The organism is Micromonospora sp. NPDC049230, assembly GCF_040647875.1.
Classification (GTDB): Bacteria; Actinomycetota; Actinomycetes; order Mycobacteriales; family Micromonosporaceae; genus Micromonospora.
The window spans coordinates 14,907-38,481 of sequence record NZ_JBEZCZ010000032.1; the positions used below are offsets into that span (position 1 = coordinate 14,907).

Annotated in this window: 18 protein-coding genes; 6 read left to right on the plus strand and 12 right to left on the minus strand. The window is 71.1% G+C overall.

Annotation, left to right across the window (positions count from 1 at the left end):
• Nucleotides 1-611: 611 nt before the first annotated feature.
• The 3 genes from AB0A95_RS24190 to AB0A95_RS24200 form a co-directional block, all read right to left on the minus strand.
• A complete protein-coding gene (locus AB0A95_RS24190) occupies nucleotides 612-3,914 on the minus strand; it encodes a lamin tail domain-containing protein (RefSeq protein ID WP_357558044.1) in 3,303 nt (1,100 codons plus the stop codon).
• A 93-nt stretch (nucleotides 3,915-4,007) separates the two neighbouring features.
• Entirely contained in the window at nucleotides 4,008-5,024 is a 1,017-nt protein-coding gene (locus AB0A95_RS24195; RefSeq protein WP_357558096.1) for a GNAT family N-acetyltransferase, read from the minus strand.
• Nucleotides 5,025-5,096: 72 nt separating this feature from the next.
• Nucleotides 5,097-6,740: a lytic murein transglycosylase gene (locus tag AB0A95_RS24200; RefSeq protein WP_357558045.1), complete on the minus strand. Its 1,644-nt coding sequence runs from the start codon at nucleotides 6,738-6,740 to the stop codon at nucleotides 5,097-5,099.
• 36 nt (nucleotides 6,741-6,776) lie between these two features.
• On the opposite strand from AB0A95_RS24200, the gene AB0A95_RS24205 reads away from it, so the two are divergent.
• On the plus strand, nucleotides 6,777-6,989 hold the full coding sequence (locus AB0A95_RS24205; protein WP_357558046.1) for a zinc ribbon domain-containing protein: 213 nt from the start codon (nucleotides 6,777-6,779) through the stop codon (nucleotides 6,987-6,989).
• Nucleotides 6,990-7,141: 152 nt separating this feature from the next.
• The gene (locus AB0A95_RS24210) at nucleotides 7,142-9,982 is read left to right on the plus strand and encodes an adenylate/guanylate cyclase domain-containing protein (RefSeq protein WP_357558047.1); all 2,841 of its coding nucleotides are present in this window, start codon (nucleotides 7,142-7,144) and stop codon (nucleotides 9,980-9,982) included.
• A gap of 169 nt (nucleotides 9,983-10,151) precedes the next feature.
• Here the strand turns inward: AB0A95_RS24210 and AB0A95_RS24215 are convergent, their stop codons facing one another.
• Together AB0A95_RS24215 and AB0A95_RS24220 are read right to left on the minus strand one after the other, a co-directional pair.
• Nucleotides 10,152-10,685, minus strand: a complete 534-nt coding sequence (locus tag AB0A95_RS24215) for a phospholipase (protein WP_357558048.1) — start codon at nucleotides 10,683-10,685, stop codon at nucleotides 10,152-10,154.
• A gap of 180 nt (nucleotides 10,686-10,865) precedes the next feature.
• Nucleotides 10,866-12,521 carry a family 10 glycosylhydrolase gene (locus tag AB0A95_RS24220; protein WP_357558049.1) on the minus strand — a complete coding sequence of 552 codons (1,656 nt, stop codon included), beginning with the start codon at nucleotides 12,519-12,521 and terminating at the stop codon, nucleotides 10,866-10,868.
• A 200-nt stretch (nucleotides 12,522-12,721) separates the two neighbouring features.
• Here AB0A95_RS24220 and AB0A95_RS24225 point away from each other — a divergent pair, with 200 nt between their 5' ends.
• Nucleotides 12,722-14,224: an amino acid permease gene (locus AB0A95_RS24225; protein ID WP_357558050.1), complete on the plus strand. Its 1,503-nt coding sequence runs from the start codon at nucleotides 12,722-12,724 to the stop codon at nucleotides 14,222-14,224.
• A 118-nt stretch (nucleotides 14,225-14,342) separates the two neighbouring features.
• Here the strand turns inward: AB0A95_RS24225 and AB0A95_RS24230 are convergent, their stop codons facing one another.
• The 3 genes from AB0A95_RS24230 to AB0A95_RS24240 all read right to left on the minus strand — a co-directional run bounded on the left by AB0A95_RS24230 (nucleotide 14,343) and on the right by AB0A95_RS24240 (nucleotide 17,350).
• The gene (locus AB0A95_RS24230; protein WP_357558051.1) at nucleotides 14,343-15,068 is read right to left on the minus strand and encodes a methyltransferase domain-containing protein; all 726 of its coding nucleotides are present in this window, start codon (nucleotides 15,066-15,068) and stop codon (nucleotides 14,343-14,345) included.
• A gap of 293 nt (nucleotides 15,069-15,361) precedes the next feature.
• Nucleotides 15,362-15,670, minus strand: coding sequence for a hypothetical protein (locus AB0A95_RS24235; protein ID WP_357558052.1), 309 nt, complete (start codon nucleotides 15,668-15,670; stop codon nucleotides 15,362-15,364).
• 42 nt (nucleotides 15,671-15,712) lie between these two features.
• A complete protein-coding gene (locus AB0A95_RS24240) occupies nucleotides 15,713-17,350 on the minus strand; it encodes an ABC-F family ATP-binding cassette domain-containing protein (protein WP_357558053.1) in 1,638 nt (545 codons plus the stop codon).
• A gap of 62 nt (nucleotides 17,351-17,412) precedes the next feature.
• On the opposite strand from AB0A95_RS24240, the gene AB0A95_RS24245 reads away from it, so the two are divergent.
• The 3 genes from AB0A95_RS24245 (at nucleotide 17,413) to AB0A95_RS24255 (ending at nucleotide 19,017) form a co-directional block, all read left to right on the plus strand.
• Nucleotides 17,413-18,183, plus strand: a complete 771-nt coding sequence (locus tag AB0A95_RS24245; RefSeq protein WP_357558054.1) for an ROK family protein — start codon at nucleotides 17,413-17,415, stop codon at nucleotides 18,181-18,183.
• Between the two features lie 88 nt (nucleotides 18,184-18,271).
• Entirely contained in the window at nucleotides 18,272-18,640 is a 369-nt protein-coding gene (locus tag AB0A95_RS24250) for a tetratricopeptide repeat protein (RefSeq protein WP_357068371.1), read from the plus strand.
• A 122-nt stretch (nucleotides 18,641-18,762) separates the two neighbouring features.
• Entirely contained in the window at nucleotides 18,763-19,017 is a 255-nt protein-coding gene (locus AB0A95_RS24255) for a Smr/MutS family protein (RefSeq protein ID WP_007465523.1), read from the plus strand.
• Nucleotides 19,018-19,059: 42 nt separating this feature from the next.
• Here AB0A95_RS24255 and AB0A95_RS24260 read toward each other — a convergent pair whose 3' ends face one another.
• The 4 genes from AB0A95_RS24260 to AB0A95_RS24275 all read right to left on the minus strand — a co-directional run bounded on the left by AB0A95_RS24260 (nucleotide 19,060) and on the right by AB0A95_RS24275 (nucleotide 23,289).
• Nucleotides 19,060-19,977 carry a TIGR03619 family F420-dependent LLM class oxidoreductase gene (locus AB0A95_RS24260; RefSeq protein ID WP_357558055.1) on the minus strand — a complete coding sequence of 306 codons (918 nt, stop codon included), beginning with the start codon at nucleotides 19,975-19,977 and terminating at the stop codon, nucleotides 19,060-19,062.
• A gap of 60 nt (nucleotides 19,978-20,037) precedes the next feature.
• Nucleotides 20,038-21,483 (minus strand): MFS transporter, encoded by a 1,446-nt coding sequence (locus AB0A95_RS24265; protein ID WP_357558056.1) that lies wholly within the window; start codon nucleotides 21,481-21,483, stop codon nucleotides 20,038-20,040.
• Between the two features lie 77 nt (nucleotides 21,484-21,560).
• Complete coding sequence (locus AB0A95_RS24270; RefSeq protein ID WP_357558097.1) at nucleotides 21,561-21,986, minus strand: MerR family transcriptional regulator; 426 nt, start codon at nucleotides 21,984-21,986, stop codon at nucleotides 21,561-21,563.
• Nucleotides 21,987-22,356: 370 nt separating this feature from the next.
• Nucleotides 22,357-23,289: a helix-turn-helix transcriptional regulator gene (locus AB0A95_RS24275; protein WP_357558057.1), complete on the minus strand. Its 933-nt coding sequence runs from the start codon at nucleotides 23,287-23,289 to the stop codon at nucleotides 22,357-22,359.
• Nucleotides 23,290-23,575 lie beyond the last annotated feature (286 nt).

A 23,575-nucleotide genomic window follows, 5' to 3' on the forward strand; every position in this document is an offset into this window, starting at 1 on the left:
GGTCCCGGCCCCTGACGCCTCCATGCCGGCCATGCAGCGCCGTGGCTCGAAGGTGCCCGCCGCTGCCGCGAGCGGCTGGATCGGTCGGAAGCGCGTGTCCCCGGGCCCTCGACACCTTCATGCCGGCCTTTGCTCTGCACCCGCGGATGCGACGGCTACGGTCCGCGACCGGCGCATATCGGGGTGCAGAGCAAAGGGGAAGGGGAGGGCAGGGCAGGGTGGGGCTGCCGTCCCTGCCCCTTGGCGGCGAGGACGTGCAGTTCACGGTTCACGGGTTCGCAGGCCGGGCGGGAGCCACCTCCGTGCCGCTATGAGCGCGCGGTTATCCACAGGCCCTTTCGTTGTCCACAGGCTCACCGAACGGGGCTGCGAGGAACGGAGCGAGCCGGAACGGTGGCTGCATGGACGACTCACCAATACTTCCGGATGCGGGAGCAGCCAGCGCCGACAGTGGGATTCCCAACGGCACGAGCCCCAGCACCGCGCAGCGGAAAGCCATACTCAGCGAGCCCTCCGACACACCGTGGCCGGTCGTTGGCATCGTCCGGGCGATCCGACGGCCCGCCGACCCCACTCGGGGGCGGCGGGCCATTATCGACCAGACTCCGGGATCAGTCGTCGTCGGTGATCGTGCCGACTGCGAGCGGGTCGGCCAGCCGCAGGCCCGGTACGCCGGCCACCAGCAGCGTCAGCTTCTCGTCGGCCTCCCGCCTGCGGTCACCCCGAACGGTCACCGGGAACGCCACAGACGTCTGCCCGGCGGCCAGCAACCGGCAGCCCGCGTACGTGTCGAAGTCCGAGCCGGCCTGCGCGGTGCGGCCCACGGTGGCGGCACAGAGCAGCACCGGCTGGGACAGCGGCCGCGACACCGTCGCGGTGAAGGTCAGTTGCCGGGTGCCCTGATTGCCCTCGACAACAGTCGTGTCGGCCACGGTCAGCGACGCCCGGGAGCGGAACCTCGCCACCTGCGGGTCGTGGTCGCTGGAACCGCGCGATCCGTCGCCGGCGAACTCCGCCGGCCAGTCGGCGTTGACGTGTGCCGCCCGCACCCGCACCAGATCGCCGTAGAGCGCGTCGTTGACGAACAGGTGGTCGAGGGTCTGCGCCTGCCCCTCGAAGCTGTACGAGTAGGCGGAGGCCGGCACGTCCGCGACGAGGCTGTCCCACAGGTTGTGCAGACCAGCCTCGTAGAGCGGCGCGAGCTGGTCCGACGGCGTGGGCTGGCCAGCCGTCGCGCTGAGTTCCTGGTGCCCAAAGGGCAACGGATCGTCCGGTCGGGGGAACACGTTCAGGTCCCCGCCGTAGACCACCCGGGCGCTCCGGTCGGCCGCCTCGATCGCGGTGACGATGGCGGCACCGTAGCGCGCCTGCTCCCGCCGCTGCCCGACCCGGCCGTCCGGGCCGGAGGAGTAGTGGTTGCTGAGCGCGTACAGGGTGAAGCGCTCGGACGCGCCGGGTGACGCGGCCACGCTGAACTTGCCCAACTGCGGAGCACGGGTGAAGACGTTGGTGCCGTCCCGACCGGTCGAGGTGTCCACATCCGCCGGCAGCACCGCGTTGAGCGCCTTCGGGTTCTGCACGTCGGCGTTGGCCGGCAGCCCAGCAGCCCGGTACTGAACTGTCGGCGCCGAGCCGAGCAGCGGGTCGTTCGCCGTCGCGGCAGCCAGCGACAACCGGTCCGTGCGGTACAGGAACGCCGCGGTGATGCCGCGGGCGTCCGCGCCGGTGCGGTCATAGGCGGCGGCGTACGCGGGCCCGCCGGCCGCCGCCACGCTGAGCGCCAACTCCTGGATGCTGTCCGGAGCGCCGTCGGCATTGTTGGTGTCACCGCAGCTCAGCGCGGCACCGGAGACCGTGCAGATGTCCTGGTCCTCGGCCTCCTGCACCAGGATCAGGTCAGGTGCGTGCAGATCCTTCACGATCTGGTCGGCGAGCGCGGCCAACTGCCCGCGGTAGTCCGCCTCGCTGCTCGGCACGTAGTCGAACGGCGGGTCGACACCCGGGCAACCGGTGTTACCTGTGAAGTCGCAGCCGTCGAACGGGTCGTCGCGGTAGTCGTACAGGTTCTCCACGTTGTAGGTGGCCACGGCCACCTCCTGCGACCGGTCGGCCGGCTTGGGCGGGTTGTTCTTCGACGGGTCGGCACCGGCGTCGAACTCCGCCCGCTCGACCTGGACGCCGTACTTCTCGAACGAGTAGTAGATCCCGCCCACCGCGTCGGCGCGCAGCGTGTCGAAGGTGTGCGCCGGCGGGAGCAGCGCGGCGCTGTCCCCGGCGGTCGCCTTCACGCCCATGCTGCCGAGCAGTGTCCGTTGGCCGTTGCCGTCGTCGAAGCGGCGGGTCGGGTCGTTGTCCAGCGGGTGCGAGTCACGAAAGACCCGCCGGGAGTACGGGTCGGCGCGGTCCAGCAGCGGGTCGTCGCGGTCGACCACCCACAACTCGGCGTCGGCGGTGGAGGAGAAGACGTCCCGGCCGCTCACCGCGCCACTGCCCGCGCGGACCCGCATCCGGGAACCCTCGTGACGTTCCCAGAAGCGCTGCGCGTCGGTCAGCTCGGCCGGTGGCACCGCGTCGGTCACCGCGACAGCGCTGTCCACGGCCAGGCCGCCGGCGATCCGACGGACCAGTGAGGCGCCGGAGAGCTGGGTGAAGCTGTAGTACTCCGACACCCGGGCCCGCAGCACGACCTCGTCGCCGACGGTCGGCACGTAGCCGCCGATCAGCGACGTGAACGCGCCCATGAACACGAAGATGCCGTCGGAGCTGGTCGGATCACCGTCGGTGTCCCCGACACGGCTCTGTAGGAAGAACCCGTGCTGCTCCGCGCCGGCCGAGGTGCGGGCGAGGGTCAACTGGGTGATCACGCCGCGCACGTCGTACAGCGTGCTGCTCGTGCCGTTGCCGCTCGTCGGTGCGAGCGGTGAGCGGTCGGTCGGACCGGGCTCGGCGTCGGTGGTCGGGCCCTGCACCTCGCCGACTGTCAACTCCCGGGTGACCTGCACGGCCAACGCGCAGGTGGCGGTGCCACCGTCCGCGTCGGTCGCGGTCACTGCGACGGTGTACGCCCCGGCGGCGAGGTCGGCGCTCGCGCCGACCGTGGCGCGGGCGGTGCCGCCCAGGCCCTCGGCGGGAGTGAACGCGGTGCGGGTGATCGAACCGGCGGACGGCGTCGGGCTGACCGAGGTCACCGTCAGGTCGACGATCATGTCGTCGGGGTCGGTGGCGGTGACCTCCCGGCTCGCCGCCGTGCCCGCGCTGGTGACCAGCGGGCCACCACAGGTCAGCGTGGCCGGGACGTCGACCGGGCCGCCGCCGTCGACCGTGTGCGTGCCGAGGCCGTCGAAGGTGTCGACCGGGAAACCGGCCCACTGCGCGGCGGGGTCGAACGCGTCGGTCGGATCGGTGTCGCCGGTGGTCACTGTCGACAGGCGGCGCAGGGTGTTGTCCGCGGTGCCTGTGGCACCCGCACCCCACTCGGTGCCCGGGTCGACGCCCACCTGCCCGATCGAGTCGAGCACTGTGCTGCCCCGGCGCAACACGATCGCGTCGTCGCCGTTGAACAGGCTGGCCCCGGTGGTCTGGTCGGCCTGGGCGAGGACGGCGGCCCCGGCCGAGGCGCTGGCGAACACGAACGCGTCTCCGGCAGCCACCGTCCCGGCCAGCGCGATCGTCGTGGCCGTGCCGGAGCCGTTGAAGTAGAGCTGGAGTTGGTAGCCGCCGGCGGTGAGGTCGACCGGAGCGCCGGTGCCGTTGAACAGCTCGATCGCCTTGTTGTTCGACGAGCCCTCGACGTACTCCGAGATGAACAGGTCGGTGGGCGCGGCGCTGGCCGCTGTGGGTGCGACGCCGAGCGCCGCCACCGTCACGGCGGCGGTGGCGGTCGCGAGCGCGGCGATTGAGCGGCGCGGGCGCATAGGGCCTCCACGATGGGTGGATGAGAGTCAACGCACGTTAAGGTGCCCGACTGTCCACCGTCCATCCCCTAGTGGACAGTTGCGTGAATTCCCTCAGCGCGGCGGATCGAGCCGGTGCACCAACTCGGCGACGTCGACGCTGTATTCGCACCAGTCCCGGTCGGGCCGGTAGCCCAGCTCCGCGTTGACCTTGAGCATCGCCTCGTTGGCCTGTGCGTTCCAGGTCTGCACCTCGATCAGCTCCGGCTCGGCGGAGCGCAGCTCCAGCAGCATCCGGGCCTTGATCGCCCGGTCGATGCCGTAACCCCGGTGGTCCTGCGCGACGATCGTGTCGTACTGGTCGGCACGGGTCGGGTGCTGCGCGGGGACCACCACCTCGGTCAGGCCGGCCACCTCGCCGCTCTCCTCGTGCCGAGCGAGCACGATGTACGGTTTCATGCCTCGCCGGTGCAGTGTGTCGATGCTGTCGCGCAGCCGCTCCGGATCGTAGGAGCTGGGGCGCAACTCACCGTCGTCGACGTCGCGGACCTCGGCCTTCGCCCGCGCGTACGCCTCGATCAGGTCGTCCGGTGGCCCGCCGGGGAAGAACTCCAGGTGGTAGCCCGCCGCGACGCCGGTCGCCATCTGGGTCAGCTCGGCCCAGTCGACAGCGGTCAGGTCGAGCACGCTGCGCGTCTCCACGTACTCCCGGGTGAAGCCGAGCGACTCGTAGAACCCGACCGCCGGCGTGTCGCCGACCACCTCGACCCCGATCGACTGGAAACCCTCCTGGTAGACCCGGCGGGCGGCACGCAACACCAGGTCACGACCGAGGCCGCTGCGTCGCACGGACGGGTGCACCAGCACCTCGAGCACACCGATGTCACCGAGGAGCAGCACGTGGACCTGGCCGAGCACCGCGCCCGGGTCACCGGGGCCGGTCGGCTCGGCCTGGGCGATCCACGAGATCCGCCGTTCGCCGGGCATCACCTCGGCGAGGTATTCCCGCAGTGAGGTCTCCCGCCACGGCGGGTCCTGCGGAAGATCGGCCGCCAGCACCGCGTTCAGCGTGACCAGCAGCGACGCGATCTCGGCGGACGACGCGGTCCTGGGGTCCCACTCGCGCACCATCACCTGTCTAGCTTGCCGCTAACAGAGGCCGGGGGGAAGTGTCCAGTTCTCCAACGTATCGAGACGATCACTTCACAGGCGACTGGCCCGTCCGTACCGGTTGGCGGTGTCGTAGACGTCCTGGGCGTACCGCCGTACGTCGTTGTAGGAGAGGATCGCGTTCCACCAGTCGCCGGGGATGCTCAGGTTGCGACCTCCCTTGCAGAGGTAGTTGCCGGCGGCCAGCGCCGCGTCGTCCAGGTCATGCGGATCCTTGACCCCGTCGTTGTCGGCGTCCGCGCCGATCTCCTGCCAGGTGGTCGGGATGAACTGCATCGGCCCGATGGCGCGGTCGAGGGTCAGGTCCCCGTCGAGCACCCCACGGTCGGTGTCGATGATCCGCATTCGGCCGCCGTTACCGTCCAACGGCAGTCCGATGATCTTCGGCAGCGCCTTGCCGTCCTGCCCCAGCCGGGCGCCGTTGGCCGAGCCGTGCCCCGACTCGACCTGACCGATCGCGGCCAGCGTGGTCCAGCTCAGCGCGCAACTGCGGTTGGTCTGGGCGAGCATCAGCTCGGCGTAGCCGTACGCCTGCATGGCGACGGCCGGAATGCCCACCTTGCTGGCGACCTGCTGCGCCCAGCCCGCCAGGGCGTCCGACGGACGAACACCGACCCCCGGCCCGATAGCGGGCCCGCTGGGCAGTCCACCACTGGGCAGTCCACCGCTGGGTAGTCCACCACTGGGTAGCCCGCCGCTGGGTAGTCCGCCGGGAAGTCCGGGGCCGCTCGGTACCTGCCCGGTGGGCAGGCCGGACGGCGCTCCCGGCGGCACTGTGGGCGTGCCGGAAGCGTCGGCCGCGACCGGACGGGGTGCGCGGATCGTGGCCGGCACGAGCAGGGCCCCCGCCGCGGCGGTCGCGCCCACCAGCGCCAGCAGGAAGAGGCCGGGCAGTGTGAGCCGACCGCTCGGCCGGCGAGCCCAGGCTCGGGTCGCACGGGCGGCGGAGGCTGCCGCCTGGCGCGGTGGCAGCCGTACCGCGTGCGCGAACGGCACCCGCCGTCGCCGGGCCCGGCCGGACGCCGCCACGACGGGCAACTCGTCCACACTGGTCTTCGCCGAATCCCCGGTCTTCGCCGGATCCCCGGCGCCAACCACTGTGACAGCCTTCGCGCCGTCGGTCGGCGCCTCGGCCTTCGCGCCGTCGGTCGGCAGCTCGGCCTTCGCACCGTCGGTCTTCGATTCGGTGGCGGACTTCGACGCGGTCGGGTCACCGGTGCCACCGGTCGCCTCTGGGCCTGCGGGTTCCGAGCTGGCGGCCGTTGAGTCGGCGGCCGTCGGGCCTTCGCCTTTCGACCCTTCGGTCTTCGCGCCTTCGGACTTGGGAGCCTCGACCTGCGTGTCGGCCTTGCCGTCGGCGATCGGAAGGGACGCGGCCGACGGCTTCGCGCCCAGAGTGGTGGCGCTCGCGTCCGTGCTGGACCCGGTGGCGCTCGCGTCTGGGCCGGCGGCGTTCGCGGTCGGGCTGGCCGTGGCGGGGTTGGCCTTGGTGGCGGGTGTGGCCGGCGTACCCCCGATCCGGCCGCTCAGCCAGGGCCGGCGGGGGCGGGGCACCGCGCGCACCGGGTCGGGCGCGGCCCCGGAGCCCTCAAGTGGCCCGTCCAACGGCGCGGCCGGTCGTAACGGTTGCACACGCGTGTCGTCCTCGCCGTCCACCACCCGTCGAGTATCACCCATCCTCCGCCGGACGTCAGATCCACGTACCCTGGGCACATGCCCCGGTACGAGTTCCGTTGCCGCGCCTGCGGCGACACTTTCGAGGTCAACCGTTCGATGGCGGCGGCCGCCGACCCGGCCACCTGCCCAGCGGGACACGCCGACACGGTCAAGCTGCTCTCCGCGGTCGCGGTCACCGGCCGGGGTGGGGCCGGCAGCGCTCCGATGCCCGCCGGTGGCGGGTGCTGCGGCGGCGCCTGCGGTTGCTGATCGGCCCCAATCTCCGCCACCTGGTGGGCTGGTCTTGCCGTGAGCGGGTTCGAGTGGCACTTTGAGGCGGCATCTGCCCGGCCGTTCTCACGATGCGTTACCGCTCGGACTCAGGCAGCATGAACCCGACGTTACGGGCGGAGGTTCCACGCATGTCGCCACGGATCCAGCTCCCGAGCGGTTGGGTGACCTTCGTATTCACCGATATCGAGGGCTCGACCCGGCTGGCCCAGTTGCTCGGCCCGGACTACCGCCCGGTGCTCGCCGAGCACCGACGGCTGCTGCGTCGGACACTGGCCAGCACGGGTGGCGCGGAGTTGCTGACCGAGGGCGACTCGTTCTTCCTCGCCTTCGAGGACGCGGCCGCGGCGCTGACCGCCTGCCTGACCGCCCAGCGCGCGTTGTCCAACCACGACTGGCCCACCGCCGAAGCCGCACCCCGGGTACGCATGGGCCTGCACACCGGTTACGCCGAGCCGCGCGACGGTGACTACGCCAGCCCGGAGGTGCACCGGGCCGCCCGGGTGGCCGCCGCCGCGCACGGTGGGCAGGTGCTCTGCTCGGCGTCCACCGCCCGTCGGGCCGAGCCGTTGCCGCCCGGTGCGACACTGCTCGACCTGGGCCTGCACCGGTTGCGTGGCTTCGACGACCGGGAACGGCTCTTCCAACTTGTCGCGCCGGGCCTGGAGCGGCAGTTCCCCCGGCCCCGCACCGCGGACGCGGTGGCGCACAACCTGCCGACCCAGGTGACGTCGTTCGTGGGTCGGCAGACCGAGCGCGTCGAGTTGGGCCTGCTCGTGAAGCAGCATCGCCTGATCACGGTGCTGGGCGCGGGCGGGGCGGGCAAGACCCGGCTCGCTGTGGAGTTGGCCAGCGGGGTCGTCGAGGCGTACCCGGATGGGGTTTGGTTCGTCGACATCGCCGCGGTGACCGACCCGGGTCTGGTGGCGTTCGCGATCGCCGCGGTGCTTGGCCTGCGACCCGAGCCGGGCAGGCCGATGCTGGACACCCTCGTCGAGTACGCGGCGGCCCGCCGCATGCTTGTCGTCCTGGACACCTGTGACACCCAACCGGCGGCCTGCGCGGAGGTGATCGCGCGGTTGTTGTCCGGTGGGAGTGGAGTGCGGGTGCTGGCGACCAGCCGTGAGTCGTTCAGCCTGCCGGGCGAGGTGGTGTGGCGGATCCCGCCGCTCTCGGTCGACCCACTGGCGGACGGCACGGAGAGCGACGCGGTGGCGCTGCTGCTGGACCGTACGGCGGCGGCGCGCGGCGGCCGACGACCGGACCCGGCCGAGTCGGCCGACCTCCGCCGGGTGGTGCAGCGCCTGGACGGGTTGCCGCTCGCCATCGAGTTGGCCGCCGCCCGGCTGCGGGTGCTCTCCGTCGGCCAGCTCGCGGAGCGCCTGGACGACGTTCTCGGCACCTTGGACGCCGGTCGGGAGGACCCGGATCCGCCGCCGGTGGAGCGCGGTTGGTCCGGCAACCAGCAGGACACCGTGGACCTGGTGGCCGCGGCGTCCGGGGCGTCGCCGCCCACTCCGGCGAGCAGGGCGGTGCAGCGTTCGGCCACCGAGCGGCACCTGACCATGCAGGCCACCGTCACCTGGTCGTACCGGACGTTGGGGCCCCGGGCCGCCCGCCTGCTGCGGTGGCTGTCGGTCTTCGCCGGGCCGGTGGACCTGGAGACTGTGGAGTGGCTGCTGGGTGACGACCCGCTGGATCCGCTCTCGGTGCTCGTGGACAAGTCGATGGTGTTGGCCGAGCCACGAGCCACCGGCAGCACCTACCGGATGCTCGACCCCATCCGGGCGTACGCGGCGCGGCGGTTGGCCGAGGCGGGTGAGGCGCAGGCCGCCCGGGACCGGCATGTGGCCTGGTCGGCCCACGCGGTGGACCGGGCGCACCTGGGCCAGGACGGCCGTCCGGTGACCCTGTCGCTGTACGCCCTCGACCCCCTGGCCGGGGAGGTCCGCGCCGCGTTGCGGTGGTGCGCCACCGGCGGCAGCGCCCGTGCCGGTCTCGGTCTGGCTGGCGGCCTGGACCAGTGGTGGCTTGAGCGGGGCCTGGCCCGGGAGGGGCGGCTGTGGCTCTTTCGACTGTACGGGCGGATCGCCGAGACGGGTGAGCGGATCCCGGAGGCGGAGCTGGCGGCGGTCTACCACATGCACTCGCTACACGCCGGCGCGGACGGTGAGTTCGCCGAGGAGCTGCGCTACTCCCAGCGAGCCGAGGCCGCCGCCCGCCAGGCCGGTGATGCCGGGCTGCTGGCCCGGGTCCTCGCCGGCAGGGCTGCCCCGCTCGTGGACATGGGGCAGTTCGTCGAGGCCGAGCGGGTGTGCCGGGAGGTCATCGACTGGGCGCACGGGCAGGACGTGGTCGGCGAGGCGCTGCTGGCGGTGTTCAGCCTGGCCGAGTTGCTCTGGCGGCGGGGTGCCCTGGAAGAGGCGGCGGACCTGCTGGGGGCGGTCCGCCCGGTGGAGGCGGCCCGTCCGGTGGAGCGGGGCCGGCGGTCGGTGGACATGCTGCTCGGGATGGTCGCGCTGGCCCGGGGCGACGTGATCGCGGCACACGAGCACCTGCTGGTGGCGCTGCGTTCGCGGATGGGTCACGGCTACCACGGCCGCGCCTGCGACACGTTGAACGCGATAGCGGTGCGCTGCGCGATCGGCGGGGACCGGCTGACCGCAGCGCGCCTGTTCGGGGCGGCGCAGGCCACCCGGGCGAGCATGCGCGCGACCCCGGGCATCTTCGGCGGCTACTGGGCCGAACAGCAGGCGGAGTTGCGCGCGGTGCTGGGCGACACGGTCTTCGACGACGCGTACGGCGAGGGTGCCGAGTTGGGGTTGGACGAGGCGGCAGCGCTGGCACTGGACGTGGAACATCCGGACCTGGCAGCGGATTCGACACGCTTCAGCACCGGCCTGTCCCAGCCCACCCCCCGCCGCCCGGTAGACCCCGACCGCCACCCAGCAACCCGCACCGAACGCGCCTAACCAAACCCCCAAACCCCCACCCCGCCCCCGCCCCCACTGCGGTTGATCATGAGGTTATAGCTGCGACACGCCGGGCGGACGGGCAATAACCCCATGATCAACGGGCGAGAGGAGGGGTGGGGAGGAGGTGGGGGAGAGGGGGAGGGAGAGGGGGAGGGGGAGGGAGCTGTTAGGGGCGGGCTTGGGCTTCGGCTTTGGCCTTCATTCGGGCGGCGCGGTCGATGTCGGCCTGCTGGACGGCCGCTACCGAACCGAAGATGTGGACGGCCTGGTAGTAGGTCCAGGCCAGGCTGTAGCAGGCCGGCCGGACGACCGAGTTGTACGTGGTGCAGACCCGCTTCAGATCCTCGTAGAAGGCGTTGTCGAGGCGGGGCTTGTTGGCGGTGAACTGGCCGACGGCCTTGTAGTTGCGGTAGCCGAAGTCGTGCCGGTAGCAGCCCAGGTTGAAGGTGAAGCCGAGCGGATTGTCCGGGCTGGACGAGCAGTAGTCGGTGGACCAGGTGAAGTTGTACTCGGCCCAGGGCGCCCGGTTGACTCGGGCGCTGTTCCACGAGGTGTAGCTGGACGCGCTTGTCTGGGTCCAACTCGACAGCACGGAGAGCCGTTGGCTGGGGGTGACGGCGGCGGCGGGGGAGGCGATGACGAGGGTGGCGAGCAGCGCTAACGCGCCCGAGGTGAGCAGGGTGGCGAGACGTCGGGGCACGGGTTACCTCCGCGGGGTAAGCGGGTGGGACGGAAGTTACCGGCGGGTTACCGGATGTCGATAAGTTTCGATCAAGGGGTCGACCAGCGGGAATGCGTCTCGCAAACTATTGGTGACATGCGTCGAAACAGGCGAATGCCCCGGTTGCCAGGGGCACCCGGGGCATTCGACGAGAGCGGGTCAGCGCCTGACGAATGCCGGCGGGCTGGTGGGGCTCTCGTTGGCTGACCGGTCCAGGGCGGTCAGCTGGTAGGTGTAGCGCTGGCCGGGCTCGGCCGAGGTGTCCAGCCAGGACTGGGTGTCGCCGGGCGTCGCCCGGACGGTGTCGACAAGGTGCGCGGCGTCGGCCGTGGCGCACCGGCCGGGCAGCGTGGTGCCGTCGAAGCGGTAGATCGCGTACGAGGTGGCGGTGCCGAGTGGGCCGATGCCGGCGGCGGGCTGGCGCCAGGTGAGCCGTACCCCGTCAGCCTGTCGGGCTGCCCTGGTGACCACCGGGAAGAACAGCGGCCTGGCCGGCAGGTGCGGCATGGTCGGCACCAGCGCCGGGCGCGAGTAGTGCTCGGCCGCGTAGATGTCGGTGGCACCGAGCCGGTTCGCCCGCACCTGGACGGCCGAGAAGTGCACGTTGCCCCGCACCTCCGGGTACGAACGGTTGAGCGTCAGGTGGTCGGACAACTCCCGCGGGTTCTGCCAGTACGGCCCGTACGCCGGATCGCCGCTCTTGTAGTCGGCCTGACCGATGTAGAGCTGCACGCGGGTGCCGCGCACCGTCTCGGCCCACCACGGCACCAGACGCGCGTAGTCCGCGGCCGGGTACTGGCCGATGTACCAGTAGAGCTGCGGCACCACGTAGTCGATCCACTCCTGCTTGATCCACGTGCGGGTGTCCGCGGAGATGATGTCGTACGACTGGCTGCCGGTGGTGTCCGAGCCGAGCGGGTCGGCGGTCCTGTTGCGCCAGATGCCGAACGGGCTGACACCGAACCTCACCCACGGCTTCGCCGCCTTGAGCTTTCCGCTCATCTCCCGGATCAACAGGTTGATGTTGTCCCGCCGCCAGTCGGCCCGGTCGGTGAAGCCCCGGTTGTACGCGGCGAAGGTGGCGTCGTCGGGCACCTGGTGGGTCCCGCTCGGGTACGGGTAGAAGTAGTCGTCGAAGTGCACGCCGTCGATGTCGTACCGCCGGACCGCGTCCATCATCGCGGTCTGCACGAACTCGCGTACCTCGGGAATGCCGGGGTTGTAGTAGAGCCGGCTGCCGGCCACGCCGGCCGGCGGGTAGGCGAAGGTCCAGTCGGGGTGCTGCCGGGCCGGGTGGCCGGGGGCAAGCTGGGTGAGGTCGGCGCCGGCACCGCCGGGCGCCGGCATGGAGACGCGGTACGGGTTGAACCAGGCGTGGAACTCCAGGTTGCGCCTGTGTGACTCGTCGACGAGGAAGGCCAACGGGTCCCAGCCGGGATCTTGGCCACGCACACCGGTCAGATACTCCGACCAGGGCTCGTACGCCGACGGCCAGAGCGCGTCGGCGGTGGGCCGGATCTGCACCACGACGGCGTTGTGGTGCAGCCGCTCGGCGAGGTCGAGCAGCTCCCGATACTCGGCCTGCTGCGTGGCGACCTGGTCCGGACTGCTCTGGGACGCCTTGCTGGGCCAGTCGATGTTGACCACCGACGAGATCCACATGGCCCGAAACTGACGCTTCGGCGTGGCCGGGTCGGTGACGCAGGTGGTGGTGGGCGCGGCGGCATCGGTCGCGGCGCTCGCGGGGGTGGCGGTGACGGACGTGCCGATCAGGGCTGCGACCAGCCCAGCGGCTCCGAGTCGGGTGGCTCTCATGCGGTGTGTCCCTTCGTTGGGGCTCCCGGATGGTTCGCGGCGCGCGGCAAGATTCGCCTTAGATGTCCGCGTTGCTGGAAGGAAATTTTCACAGTCTGGCCGTTGCCGCAAGGGTTCGTGGTTGACCAACCGCTCCGCTGGGTAGCAACGGCGGTCACCGACCGCCACGCAGGTGGTCGCACGGCGGGAGGGGTGACCGGGTGTCCGTGCTGCGCACAAAACCAATCAAGGACGTGATAGCCCAGGGTGAGGCGGACGGCAGTGACGGCTCGCTCGGGCTGAAGAGACGGCTCGGCGCTGTCGACCTCACCGGCTTCGGCATCGGCATCGTGATCGGCACCGGCATCTTCACGCTCACCGGCATCGAGGCGCGGGACAGCGCCGGACCGGGCGTGGTGATCTCCTTCGCCATCGCCGGCGTGGTCGCCCTGCTCGCCGCGCTCTGCTACGCCGAGTTGGCCTCCAGCGTGCCGACGGCCGGCAGCGCCTACACCTACGCGTACGCGACGATGGGCGAGATCGTCGCCTGGATCATCGGCTGGGACCTGCTGCTGGAGTTCGCGCTCGGCGCCGCCGTGGTCGCCCGAGGCTGGTCCGGCTACCTGGCCGAACTGCTCGACCTGCCGACCCGCTGGTTCGGCGAGGAGGGCAGCACCGTCAACATCGGTGCCATCGCCATCGTGCTGATCCTCGGCGTCGTGGCCATCGTCGGTATCCGGGAATCCTCCCGGATCACCAACCTGCTGGTGCTGGTCAAGGTTGCCATCTGCGTGTTCGTGGTGGTGGCCGGCCTGTTCTTCGTCAAGGCCACCAACCTCAGCCCGTTCATCCCACCGGCCGAGCCCGCGGGCGGCGGCGACGACGGCATCAAGCAACCTGTCACGCAGGCGCTCTTCGGGCTGGAACCGTCGGTCTTCGGCTTCGTCGGGGTGCTCAGCGCCGCCGCTGTGGTGTTCTTCGCGTACACCGGCTTCGAGGCCGTCGCGAACCTGGGTGAGGAGACGAAGAAGCCCAAGCGGGACCTCACCCTGGGTCTGCTCGGCACGCTGCTGATCTCCACGCTGCTCTACATCGGCGTCTCGCTGGTGGTGGTGGGGATGGTGCCGTACACCGAGATCGACAGGGGCGCCCCGATCGCGTCGGCGTTCGAGGCGGTTGGCGCGGGCTGGGCGGCCGTGCTGGTCTCCATCGCCGCCGTCGCCGGCCTGACCAGCGTCATCCTGGTCGACCTGGTGGCGATGGGTCGGATCGGCTTCGCCATCGCCCGGGACGGGCTGATCCCACCGTCGATCGCGGCGGTGCACCCGCGCTGGGGCACCCCGTACCGGATCTCGGCGATCATGACGGTGGCTGTCGCGTTGCTGGCCGGCTTCCTGCCGCTGTCCGCGCTGGCCGACCTGGTCAGCATCGGCGCGCTCTGCGCGTTCGTGCTGGTGTCGATCGCGGTGCCGATCCTGCGCCGCAAGCGCCCGGATCTGGAGCGGCCGTTCCGGGTGCCGTTCTCCCCGGTGCTGCCGATCGTCTCGGCGCTGGCCTGCTTCTACCTGATGCTCAACCTGTCGGTGGAGACCTGGCTGCGGTTCCTGGCCTGGATGCTGCTCGGCGCGATCATCTACTTCGGCTACGGCTATCGCCGCAACCGCCTGGCCCAACACGAACCAGCGGTAACCCCAACCCCCCGAGCCCCAACCACCAACAGCTAACCCACCCCCGTCCCTCCCCCACCCCCTCGTTGATCATGAGGTTATTGCCCTGAATGACGGCGTGTCGCCGCTATAACTCCACGATCAACTAGGGGGTGGTGGGGGGGTGGGGGTGGGGTTAGTCGAAGAAGCGGGCTAGGTGGGACTGGGGGGCTGGGTCGGCTTCTGGGGGGAGGGGGGTCAGGTCGGCGAAGATCGAGGCGCCGTCGCAGCCCGCGTGCAGTGGGTACCACCGTGGGGCGCCCGGCGGCCGGAGCTGGCAGATCCCCTTGAACGTCTGCACGTCCATCAGCCGCACGTGCGTCGGGTCGGCCACCGCGTTCACGTGCCCCCACCAGGGGCTCATCACGTGCAGCACACCACCCGGACGGAGTACCCGGTGGCATTCGTCCACCAGCGGCAGGAAGTCGATCAGGTGCTCCAGGATGTGCACCGCGAAGAGGACATCCACCGAGTTGTCGGCCAGCGGCAGCGAGCCGGACAGGTCCGCGACCGCGTCCACCCCGGGTGCCGGGTAGATGTCCAGCCCCAGGTTTCCCGACCACTGCTTGGTCGGGCCACACCCGAGGTCCACGATCACCGGTGCCCGTCCGCCGATGCCGACCCGGCACCAGACGCCGTAGACGCCGGCCAACCGGCCCACCAGCTCACGCACCAGCCGCAGCTCGGCGGGCTCGGCCACGTCTCCGCTGAGATGGGCCACCCCTCGGTCGAACCGCACCTCGACCGCCAAGCCCCGCAGCCGGTCGTCGTGCCGAGCCTGGTCCGCCCATGCCTGGGTGAGGGATTCGTCGATCGCCCGCAGCCGGTCGGCCGAGGGTGGAGTCTGTGCCAAAGCGACCATTCGGGCCACCTCCCGCCGCGCGTTACCCGCAATCGCGCCCGGTATGCCCCGCTCGTCCGCGTCGTCGCCTGCTCCGGCGCGGCGGCCCATGGGCGTGTCGCAGAATGCGGGGCAGGACGGCAATCGTCTTGATGCCACACAGGCATCAAGACGACTCAGGGGCATCACGCGCAAAGGACCCACCGCCGCCAGGAGCCGAACCGCGACCAGCCAGATTCGGCTCCTGCGAACAAGCGGCAGGCCAGGTCGCCTCGCCGCGCCGACGGGCCGCGCCGGCCACCGGGCCGGTCGGATCAGCCCGAGAGGGTACGGCGGCTGCCGCGGATCCGTTGGCGGGGTTGCGGTGCGGCGGGCTTCGGCCGCTTCAGGTGATAGCGGTGCAGCTCGTGGTGGCCGGGCAGGGACGGGTCCTCGCTCATCGCGACCAACTCCCAGCCCTGGTCACCGGCCCGGTTCAGGTGGGCCAGCGAGGTGTCGCCGTACGGCGTCACGTCGACCATCGAGCCGTCCGGGCCGTACCAGACGAAGACGACCTCCCAGCCGAGGTCGTTGGTCGCGGCCTGGCGGCGGCGGACCAGCAGGGCGTACTCCCACTTGAGCATGGCGTCATTCTCACCCCGGGCAGCCAGCCCCGCTGGCACGGATCAATCTTCGGCGATCCGCCCGCCGTCGACCCGCAGTCGCCGATTGGTCTCGATGGCGGCCAGCATCCGCCGGTCGTGGGTGACGAGCAGCAGCGTTCCGGGGTAGCTGGCCAGCGCCGACTCGAGCTGCTCGATGGCGGGTAGGTCGAGGTGGTTGGTGGGTTCGTCGAGCACCAGCAGGTTGACCCCGCGGCCCTGGAGCAGCGCCAGCGCCGCCCGGGTCCGCTCACCGGGGGACACGGTGGCGGCCGGTCGCGGCACGTGCGCCGCCCGGAGCCCGAACTTGGCCAGCAGGGTCCGCGCGTCCGCCGGCGACATGTGGGGTACGGCCGCGTGGAACGCGTCGATCAGCGGCGCGTCGCCGAGGAACAGCCCTCGGGCCTGGTCCACCTCACCGACCACCACCCCGGGCCCGAGCGAGGCGGTGCCGGCGTCCAGCGGGAGCCGCCCGAGCAGCGCGGCCAGGAGGGTGGACTTGCCCGAGCCGTTCGCCCCGGTCACCGCGACCCGGTCCGCCCAGTCGATCTGGAGGTCGATCGGGCCGAGGGTGAACCCGCCTCGGCGTACCACCGCGGAGCGCAGCGTGGCCACGACGGCGCCGGCGCGGGGCGCGGCGGCGATCTCCATCCGCAGCTCCCACTCCTTGCGGGGCTCCTCGACCACGTCGAGCCGTTCGATAAGCCGTTCGGTCTGCTTGGCCTTGGCGGCCTGCTTCTCGCTCGCCTCGCTGCGGAACTTGCGGCCGATCTTGTCGTTGTCGGTGGCCTTGCGGCGGGCGTTCTTCACGCCCTTCTCCATCCACCCGCGCTGGGTGCGGGCGCGTGCCTCCAACCCGGCTCTGGTGTCGGCGTACTCCTCGAAGTCCGCGCGGGCGTGCCGGCGCGCGACCTCGCGCTCCTCCAGGTAGGCCGCGTAGCCGCCGCCGTAGTGGTTGACCTGCTGCTGCGCCAGGTCCAGCTCCAGCACCCGGGTCACCGTGCGGAGGAGGAACTCCCGGTCGTGGCTGACCAACACCGTGCCGGCCCGCAGCCCGGTCACGAACTCCTCCAACCGCTCCAGACCGGCCAGGTCCAGGTCGTTCGTCGGCTCGTCGAGCAGGAACACGTCGTAGCGGCTGAGCAGCAGCGAGGCCAGCCCGGCACGGGCCGCCTGACCGCCGGACAAACCGGTCGTCGGGTGGTCCAGGTCGACCGCGAGCCCCAGGTCCGCGCTCACCTGCTCGGCGCGTTCGTCCAGGTCCGCGCCGCCGAGGGCGAGCCAGCGCTCCAGCGCGTCGGCGTACGCGTCGTCGGCGCCCACCGCCCCGGCGGTCAACGCCTCGGTCGCCGTGTCCAATGCCGCCTGCGCGGCGGTCACCCCGGTCCGGCGGGCCAGGAAGTCCCGCACTGTCTCGCCCGGTCGCCGTTCCGGCTCCTGCGGCAGGTGCCCGACGCTCGCGGTGGGCGGGCTGAGTCGCACGCTGCCGGCCTCGACCGGCAACAACCCGGCGAGGGTACGCAGCAGCGTCGACTTGCCGGCCCCGTTCGGCCCGACCAGGCCGATCACGTCACCGGGGGCGACCACCAGGTCCAGCCCGGAGAAGAGTGGGCGGTCGCCATGCCCGGCGGCCAGGTCCTTGACGATCATCGTGGCACTCATCAGGACGGCAGCCTATCCGGCTGCTGGCATACCAGCCGACGGCAGCGGGCAGACTCAACGGCGTGGTGACCACACTGGCGATCGACTGTGGCGGCGGGGGCATCAAGGCGTCCGTGCTCGACGAGGCGGGGACGATGCGGGCCCGGCCGTTGCGGGTGCCGACCCCGTACCCGTTGCCGCCCGCGCTCTTCGTCCGGACCCTGCTGGATCTGGGCGGGCGCCTGCCGACGGCGGACCGGCTGACCGTCGGCGTACCGGGGATGATCCGGCACGGGGTGGTGGTGGCGACGCCGCACTACGTGACCCGCAGCGGCCCGCGCAGCCGGGTCGACCCGGATCTGCTCGCCGAGTGGTCCGGCTGGGACGCGCGGGGCGCGCTGGCCGACGCGTTCGGGGTGCCGGCGCTGGTGCTCAACGACGCCGAGGTGCACGGCGCCGGAGTGGTCGCCGGCACCGGGTGCGAGCTGGTGTTGACCCTGGGGACGGGGCTGGGCAGCGCGCTCTACGACGGTGGGGTGCTCGCGCCGCACCTGGAGCTGTCGCACGCGCCGGTGCGCTGGGGCACCACCTACGACACGTACGTGGGTGAGCCGGAACGGCGGCGGCTCGGCGACGCGTTCTGGTCCCGGCGGATCCGGCAGGTGGTGGACGGGCTCCGCCCGGTGTTCCGCTGGGACCGGCTCTATCTGGGCGGGGGAAACTCCCGGCTGATCCGGCCCGAGCAGTTGGCCCGGATGGGCGACGACGTGGTGGTGGTGCCGAACACGGCCGGGATTGTCGGCGGTGTCCGCGCCTGGGAGCTTTTCGCCGGACGCCGGGACGCCCGCGCCTGACCCTTTTGTGGCCCGGGAACAGTCGCCAAACGGCCGGTGTTGTGCCAGCGTCGGAACAGGTGACGGTGCGACCCGAGGAGGTGGGCAGATGGATCTTCTGGCGGACTACCGGCGGGCGACCATGTTCTTCGAAACCGGTGACCCGAGCGGAGCGGCCCGACTGTTGGAGCCGATCGTCGCCGCCGAACCCGGCAACGCGGCGGTGCGGCAGTTGCTGGCCCGGGCGTACTTCCAGTCGGCCCAGCTCAACCGGGCCGAGGAGCACCTGCGCGAGCTTGTCGACCGGGACCCGAGCGACCACTACGCGCACCACGTGCTCGGTCGGACGCTGGAACGGCTCAACCGACACACCGACGCGCTGCGGCACCTGCGGATCGCCGCCGCGATGTACGCGACGAACGACGACTACCGGATCGCGCTGGAGCGGGTGGAGACCCGGGTGGGTGGCACGCGCTGAGCGTGGACCGGTGACGGTGCAAGGGGCGGTCCTGCGGGACCGCCCCTTCGTCGTCCGGCGGGTGGGCCGCCGGGCGTGCCTAGGATGGCGGGCATGGGACCTGACCGGGCGGGGGCCGTGGCATGAAGCTCAAGCTGGACCTGCACGAGATCTTCAACAAGGGGCAGGACATCGACCGCGCGTTGCGCGGGATCATGGACGAGGCGGTGGCGAAGAAGGCCACCCTCGTGGAGATCATCCCCGGCAAGGGGTCGGGTCAGCTCAAGAAGCGGGTGCTGCGGTTCCTCGACCAGAAGGACGTCAAGCAGCTCTACCACCGCGTGGAAAAAGACTCCAAGAACTTCGGCCGACTTTTCGTCCACTTCCGCTGGAAGTAGCAGCGCGAGACGTCCCTCAGCGGCGACGCGGGCATCGGCCTTTCATACCCGGTGGCGTGGACCGGACCAGCTCGTCGGCTCCACATGGGGAAGAACCTCGCTGGCCAGCCACTCCAACGCCTCGCCCACCAGGCGGCCGTCAATGGGCATCCACAACGAGCACATCGTCACACCCGCGTCGGCGAGCTGGCGCAGGTCCTCGACGATCGCTTCGGTGGTGGCGTCGGTGCCGCCGAGCAGCCGGCCCGGCACTGGCCGGACCGCCGGTATTCCCCGCGGCACCAGGAACCCGACCGTGTTGATCTCGATCGTCGCCGGGTCGCGCCCCGTACCGTCGGCAAGCTCCTCGATCCGGCGCCGGAAGAAGCGTGCTTCCTCGTGGTTGATGCCGGAGCCGTGCCAGCCGTCGCCGAACCGCAGCGCACGCCGGATCGCCGCGTCGCTGTGCCCGCCCACCCAGATCGGCGGCCCGCCGGGTCGGTGCGGTGGTACGCCGATGATCGCGTCGCGGAGGCCGGCGAACCTGGCGTCCAGGCCCCCGGTGGTGCCGGACCAGAGGGCCTTCATGATTTCGAGGCACTCGTCGGTCCGCTGGCCCCGGAGCCGGATCGGCACCCCGAGTGCGTCGAACTCCTGCGGATTCCATCCGGTGCCGACGGCGACCACCAGGCGACCCGCCGACATGACGTCCAGCGTCGCGATCTGGTTGGCCAGCACCACGGGCCGGTAGTAGGGCAGGACCAGCACACTCGTCGCGATACCGATGTGGGTCGTCGCGCCGGCAATCGCCGCCAGAAGGACCACCGGATCGTGGCCAGCACCGTGCGGGTTCTCCAGCACGTGGTTGGACATGAGGACATAATCCAGACCGATCCGCTCGGCATCACGCGCTGCCCGGAGCATGGCGTCACCCCCGGCACGCGGCCACGCCTGCGGCTCGAGGGAGAGTCCGAATCTCATACCCGTCTCCTGACGATGAAGGCGACATAGGGAGCAGCGGTACCGCGGTCCACCGCCCGGTCAGACCGCTGTGGACTCGGCATCGGCCGAGGCGCCCCGCTCCCAGGACGGGACCAGGCTCACCAGCACGGCACCGAGCACACAGGCGACCGCCGCCACCACGTAGGCGACGTGGTAGCCATGCAGGACACCGGCCTGCCCGTCGGCGCTGACCGTGGTCGTCGCCGCGACGACGACCAGGGCCGCCACACCGACGCTGGCGCCGACCTGCTGGGCGGTGACGTTCACGGCGCCTGCCACGCCGTGCCGCTCCGCCGGCACTCCGGTCAGGGACGCGGCGGTCATGGTGGGGAACACCGAGCCGACGCCGATCCCGATGACGATCAGGCCGGGCAGCATGTGCAGCCAGTAGTTGCCGTCCAGCGGAGTCCACGCCCAGGCCAGGATGCCCAGACCGATCAACACCAGCCCGCCGGCGAGCATGATCTTCTGGCCGAAGCGGGACAGCAGGCGACCGGTGAAGAGGTTGGCCACGAGGAAGACGCTCAGCGAGAACGGCATCACCGCGATACCGGACTGGAACGGCGAGTAGTCCAGCATCTCCTGTAGGTAGAGCGGGGCGAAGAACTGGAGACCCAGCGCTGCGGTGTAGAGCAGGAACGCCGAGAGAGTCGCCAACCGCACGGGAGCGGGACGGAGCACGGACAGCGGCAGCAGCGGGTCGGCCGTACGCCGCTCCCAGACGACGAAGCCGACCAGCAGCAGGACGGCGCAGGCGACCGAGCCGGCCGCCCCGGCGTCGTCCCAGCCAGCCGAGCCGCCCCGGCTGACACCGAGGACCGCCAACAGCAGGCCCACCGTGACCAGGACCGCACCCGGCACGTCGAGGGGATGCGGGTTGCGGGGCGTAGCCGGCAGGGCCGCCCGCAGGGGCAGCAGCACCAGGAGGCCGAGGACCACGGAGAACGCGAACACCGCCCGCCAGCCGAACAGGTCGGTCAGCACGCCGCCGAGCACGAAACCACCGCTGCCGCTGGCGGCACCGATCGCCGCGTACATGCTGAAGGCCCGGTTGCGGGCCGGCCCCACCGGGAAGACATCGGACAGCAGCGCGATGGCGGCGGGGCCGGACAGAGCCGCTCCCAGCCCCTGCGATGCGCGACCGGCGATGAGCACCTCGACGTTGGGGGCCAGAGCGCCAGCCAGCGCCGCCGCCGTGAACAGCGCGACCCCGAGACCGAACACCAGGCGGCGGCCGAACACGTCGGCGAGGCGACCGCCGAGCAGCAGGAACCCGGCGAACGTGACGGCGTACGCGGTCAGGATCCATTGCAGGACGGAGCTGTCGAGCGCGAACTGCCGCTGCATGCCCGGCAACGCGGCGTTGATGACGTTCATGCTGCCGATGTCGAGCGCGAGCGCTCCGGCGAGGACCGTCAGAGCCAGCCAGTGCCGGGACGACAGGCCCGCTTCGTTCTCGGTCTCAACGTCGTGTTCGATGGTCACGGCAAGCTCCTGACGGGGCGTTCCGGGCAGCGTCGAGCGGGCGGTCCGGATCGCCGGTCCGCCCGTAGTGCAGGGATTCAGTGGCTGTTGGAGGTGGCGCTGGCGGGAACCCGCTCGTCGGCCACGAGGGTCCCGTCGCAGGCCATCGCCGTCTCGGTGTCCAGGATCTGCCTGGCGAGCCGCCTGCGCAGGTCCTGCAACGTGGCGATACGCCGGTCGAGGGCTCCGAGCCGGTCGGCGGCGATCCTGATGGCGTCGGGACACACGGGCAGGGTGCTCAATGGCTGGTCGAGGCAGCCCTTCTCGATCGAGAGCCGGATGTCCTCGACGGTCAATCCGGATTCAAGAAGCTCACGAATGTTTCGGACTCTGACCACCGCCAATTCGTCGTACTCCCGATATCCGTTGGAGGCACGACGCGGAGCAATCAGGCCCTGTTGCTCGTAGTACCGCACGGACCTGGTGCTGACGCCGCAACTGTCGGCCAGCTCTCCGATGCGCATCTCGATCACCCCCTCGTGCCCATGGCGATGCTAGAACATTGACACTGGCGTCAAGGTCAATCATTGCGCCGGTTTTCACGATCGTGGGGAGCCCCGTCGGAGACCCACTCCGGTCACCCGTTTCCAACCGGAACTGCCGGACCTCGACGTCGCCCTCGACTAACTTGATCTTTTAACCGGCGATCGATTCAGCAACTGGTGATAACCACTTCGCCGCGGTGGCGGTGCGTCTGAGCGTGGTGCCAGTACTTGGTCGGCGGCCCTGAGACCGGGCCAGACGTGTGCGCCGGACGCGTGCTTATCAGCCAGTTGGTAACGCCCCGCCAGGATCGCGCCTGGCGGGCCGTCTCGCGTCCGACCGGGGAGAGTCCTACCTGAGCGCGTTCAACGCTTCCCGGAAGTCTTGGGTGGCGTGTTCCCGTGGATACCGGCGGTGCAACTCGGCGTCGACCTCGCCAGCGACCAGCAGCAGGGACGGCAGGGATCGTCGAGCCGCAGTGAACGCGGCAAGCCCCGAATCGACAGCGCGTTCCAGGTCGCCGGAACGCACGGCGGTGGCGGCGAGGGTGAGGCGGGCCTCGGCTACCCGCATCGGTGACCGCTCGACGCCGTTGGGGCTGGTGCCGGTGCGGATGACTTCAGTGGCGTAGTGCTCTGCCGGGGCGTCGTCGCTGGCGAGCCGGTAGGCGTCCATGGCGTAGAACAGCCACTTGTCCGGATCGACTTCGAAGTGGTTGTCGGGCCGGTCCGGTGCCGGCAGGGCGTCGAGCAACTGGCGGCCACGGTCCAGCGCCTCGCGTACTGCGGGAGCGTCGCCGAGTCGAGCCAGCGCTTTAGCTTCCTGGGCGATCAGTTGCACCGTCACCCCTTGCCGTCCGGCGGCCAGTTGTCCGGCACGAGAGGCGGCCAGCACCGCGCCGTGACGAGACTGGGTGAGGGCAAACCATGCGGCCATCTCCCACGACCAGCCGGTGATGCCGGTGTGGCCGGCTTCGTCACCGAGCTGACGGGCGGCAATGCGAGTGGCTTCCGCGCCAGCCCGCATCCGGTGCAGTAGCTCGGCGGTTTCCCAAGGTCGGGCATCTAGGGCGGCGGACACGTCCAGGGCGGCGCACGTGATCAGCTCGCCGCGGGTGCCGAGGACTTCGTCGACTCGGCGGGCCAGGTCTTCACCGGGTCGACGGTGGCCATTCTCGATCCGAGATAGGTGACCCTTGTCGGCGGGAAGCAGCTCGGCGAGGCCGGCCAGGCTGAGGCCTCGGGCTTGCCGTGCTGCCCGCATCTGGGCGCCGAACGATGGCATGTCTCGGCCTTCCGCCGGGGATTGCCGGGCTGCTCATGCTCCCCGGCAACCCGCAACACATCGACTCCACTGAGCGTACCGCCGCAGGGTAGATCGCACGGATACGAGCAGTAACGAGGATGCCGTATGGAGGTTGTCGTGATGATCAGACCATTCCGCTGGCGCCGTCGGACAGTGCAAGTCGACCAGGGCGAGCCCGGTGGCACCTATCCCGAACCCGAGTGGGCCGACCCGCCCACGCTGCCGCCGGGCGCGATCCCTCGCACCTGCGGGGACATGCGGTGAG

Excerpts from the sequence above, each read along its gene's own strand:
- AB0A95_RS24190 (WP_357558044.1), bottom strand. The coding sequence starts at position 3,914 with ATGCGCCCGCGCCGCTCAATCGCCGCGCTCGCGACCGCCACCGCCGCC.
- AB0A95_RS24195 (WP_357558096.1), bottom strand. The coding sequence starts at position 5,024 with ATGGTGCGCGAGTGGGACCCCAGGACCGCGTCGTCCGCCGAGATCGCG.
- AB0A95_RS24200 (WP_357558045.1), bottom strand. The coding sequence starts at position 6,740 with ATGGGTGATACTCGACGGGTGGTGGACGGCGAGGACGACACGCGTGTG.
- AB0A95_RS24205 (WP_357558046.1), top strand. The coding sequence starts at position 6,777 with ATGCCCCGGTACGAGTTCCGTTGCCGCGCCTGCGGCGACACTTTCGAG.
- AB0A95_RS24210 (WP_357558047.1), top strand. The coding sequence starts at position 7,142 with ATGTCGCCACGGATCCAGCTCCCGAGCGGTTGGGTGACCTTCGTATTC.
- AB0A95_RS24220 (WP_357558049.1), bottom strand. The coding sequence starts at position 12,521 with ATGAGAGCCACCCGACTCGGAGCCGCTGGGCTGGTCGCAGCCCTGATC.
- AB0A95_RS24230 (WP_357558051.1), bottom strand. The coding sequence starts at position 15,068 with ATGGTCGCTTTGGCACAGACTCCACCCTCGGCCGACCGGCTGCGGGCG.
- AB0A95_RS24235 (WP_357558052.1), bottom strand. The coding sequence starts at position 15,670 with ATGCTCAAGTGGGAGTACGCCCTGCTGGTCCGCCGCCGCCAGGCCGCG.
- AB0A95_RS24240 (WP_357558053.1), bottom strand. The coding sequence starts at position 17,350 with ATGAGTGCCACGATGATCGTCAAGGACCTGGCCGCCGGGCATGGCGAC.
- AB0A95_RS24250 (WP_357068371.1), top strand. The coding sequence starts at position 18,272 with ATGGATCTTCTGGCGGACTACCGGCGGGCGACCATGTTCTTCGAAACC.
- AB0A95_RS24255 (WP_007465523.1), top strand. The coding sequence starts at position 18,763 with ATGAAGCTCAAGCTGGACCTGCACGAGATCTTCAACAAGGGGCAGGAC.
- AB0A95_RS24260 (WP_357558055.1), bottom strand. The coding sequence starts at position 19,977 with ATGAGATTCGGACTCTCCCTCGAGCCGCAGGCGTGGCCGCGTGCCGGG.
- AB0A95_RS24270 (WP_357558097.1), bottom strand. The coding sequence starts at position 21,986 with ATGCGCATCGGAGAGCTGGCCGACAGTTGCGGCGTCAGCACCAGGTCC.
- AB0A95_RS24275 (WP_357558057.1), bottom strand. The coding sequence starts at position 23,289 with ATGCCATCGTTCGGCGCCCAGATGCGGGCAGCACGGCAAGCCCGAGGC.